General features: G+C 60.6%; 2 protein-coding genes and 2 pseudogenes. 3 read left to right on the plus strand and 1 reads right to left on the minus strand.

Going from position 1 to position 2438, the window contains the following annotated elements; genetic code table 11:
* Positions 1 to 211 precede the first annotated feature (211 nt).
* Positions 212 to 406 (plus strand): hypothetical protein, encoded by a 195-nt coding sequence (locus tag ACESMT_RS21365; protein WP_372828601.1) that lies wholly within the window; start codon positions 212 to 214, stop codon positions 404 to 406.
* Between the two features lie 335 nt (positions 407 to 741).
* Here ACESMT_RS21365 and ACESMT_RS21370 read toward each other — a convergent pair.
* A pseudogene (locus ACESMT_RS21370) lies at positions 742 to 888 on the minus strand (methionine adenosyltransferase domain-containing protein); the annotation flags it as partial.
* A 146-nt stretch (positions 889 to 1034) separates the two neighbouring features.
* On the opposite strand from ACESMT_RS21370, the gene ACESMT_RS21375 reads away from it, so the two are divergent.
* Together ACESMT_RS21375 and ACESMT_RS21380 are read left to right on the plus strand one after the other, a co-directional pair.
* Positions 1035 to 1766, plus strand: coding sequence for a biliverdin-producing heme oxygenase (locus tag ACESMT_RS21375; RefSeq protein WP_372828602.1), 732 nt, complete (start codon positions 1035 to 1037; stop codon positions 1764 to 1766).
* Positions 1751 to 2438: pseudogene (locus ACESMT_RS21380) on the plus strand (hypothetical protein); the annotation flags it as partial. The gene ACESMT_RS21375 and the pseudogene ACESMT_RS21380, both read left to right, overlap by 16 nt.

Genomic DNA, 2438 nt, shown 5'->3' on the forward strand with positions numbered 1-2438 from the left:
CAAGCAGCCAGCCGGGAGTGCGTTCCAGTCACCCAGCCGCTGGTGACCTCAAGGTATCCGTCACTGCGCGCGGCGGGCCGGTGCGAACTACGTGGCCGTTTTTGGTCAACGCCAGCGCGGCGGGCGATAAACAAGCGCCCGAAGAAGACCCCTTCAGCCAACCCGGCTTTGCAAGTTAATGGCCGCCTCAAGTCAATCAAGGAACAACACCATGGGTAAAGCAAGCGTCGGACAGGGCAACCAGAGTGACAACAATGAAAACCACGTGGGCAAAAACACGCCCTCAAAAAAGACCTTTGGTGAGGAGGGTACGAATAAAACGCAACCCAAGCCGGATCCGAACGCCGAACCGTCCGATGTGGGCAGTGGCGGCAAATTCATCGAGCCCACGCCTTTTACACGTTGAGCCTGCTCCAGCAAAAAGCCACCGCGTGCGGTGGCTTTTTGCTGCCTGGCCCTGTTTGCCACCGTCGCGCAGATGCTGCGTGGTGACGGGCTCCACCAGCTGCCCAGTTCGTCGGGATGCCGAACCGGCATTCAGTCCTAGGAGCCTGTCGGGCATGGGGCGTCGAAAGCGAAAATCGGCCCCAGCGAGGACAGTTTTTGCCGGATTTGCAGACCCATAGCCTAGCTATGGGACAAAAAGACGGTGAAAAATGGACCGCTGCGGTCGATTTGCAGCCGACGATTCCCAAGTCCGACAGGCTCCTGGAGCAGACGGGGGACGGAAAACTGGCGTTTTTACAGCCCGGTAGCCGCCCGAAGGGCAGCAGCTTTGTCTGTTCGCTCCCACGTGAATTCGGGTTCGTCGCGGCCGAAGTGGCCGTAGGCGGCGGTCTTTTCGTAGATCGGGCGTAGCAGGTCCAGCGCCGCGAAGCAGCCCTTGGGCAGAGTCAAAGTATCCGCCAAGCACACAATGATGCCTTTGCCTGCGGTCACGGTGGACATGATCTCAATCGATCCGCGCAGGTCGACACGTGGTATCTTTCACCCTGTCAAAACTGTCTAATTCTTAAGATGGCGCGAGACTTTCTATGGCCGTATTGGTAGTCACCGATCCTGAGAGTCAGCATGAGGCAGCATTTCCGCCTGTCGCGCCGTCCTCGATTTTGTCGCGGCTGCGGCTTGAGACGCGAGGCGAGCACGACGCCGTCGAGCAGGTTCTTGACTTGATGGGTGGCTCGCTCACGCACCAAAGCTACCGCCAGCGGCTCGAACAGTTCTACGGCTTTTATGCACCCCTGGAAAAGGCGTTGCAATCCCATGGCAAATCGCCGCCCGACATAGCCGACAGACCGCACGGAGCTTACAAGCCCCCTCTTTCAGAAGCCATCTCTTCAGCGCTTGCCGCCCGCCTGAACAAAACCGCCCATCTGCAGCAAGACCTTCACCACTTCGGCGTCCTGACCGACGGGCTGCTGCTTTGTCGCGATTTACCGCCGTTGGGCACCCAAGCCGAGGTTCTGGGCTGCCTGTATGTGATGGAAGGCGCGACGCTGGGCGGGCGCATGATTACCCAGCATGTCCGTGCCACGCTGGGCATCACGCCAATGACAGGTGGCTGTTTTTTTGAGGGCTACGGCGACGACACCGGGCGCATGTGGCAAGGCATGCGGCAGTTGCTCGTCAGCGGCTCGACAGACACCCAGGCCGAAAACAGCATCGTGACCAACGCGATTACCACCTTCGCCCGCCTGCGCGGCTGGTGTGAAACATTTCCAAAAACAGCTAGACAACGGGACCACGCGCCATGCCTGAAAACTTGACCGAAGATGTGCAGAGCGGGCGGGCCGCAACGCTCGCCGCCGTCGCGCCAGACGTGGGCAGTTCCGCGCCATGGGACGCCCAGCCTTACAGCATCAAGCGCCACGGCTTTAGCATCACCAACTGCGACGCCGAACCGGTGCGCACACCCGGTTGCATCCAGGCCCACGGGGCGCTGCTGGTGTTGCGCCTGTCCGATCTTTCGGTATTGCAGGTAAGCGAAAACACCCAGGCCATCCTCGGCCACGAGCCTCACGAACTGCTCGGCTTTAGCGTCGCGGCCGTCGTCAAGAATGAGGGCGAAATCCGGCTGCGCAGCATTCTGGCGACCGAGCCGACCGAGCGCAACCCGATTTACGCCTTCACGCTGCCAGCCAATGGTCAGCTTGCCGCTCTGGATGTGACGCTGCACACCATCGACGGCGCGGCGATGGTGGAGTTCGAGACCACCGGTCTAAGCCAGCCGGGCGTTGAAACCGGCTTTGTGGCGCCGCGACCGCGACATGGCCCCGACTATTACTCGCTCATCAAGAAAACGGTGGCCCGGCTGCAGACCTTGGAAACGGGCCAGACGCTCTGCCAGTCTCTGGCTGAGGAGGTGCGTCTGCTTTCGGGTCTGGATCGGGTGATGATTTACAAGTTTCACGCCGACCACCACGGCGAGGTCTTTGCAG

It is taken from the genome of Polaromonas sp. (assembly GCF_041689105.1).
In the GTDB taxonomy this organism is placed as follows: Bacteria; Pseudomonadota; Gammaproteobacteria; order Burkholderiales; family Burkholderiaceae_C; genus Polaromonas.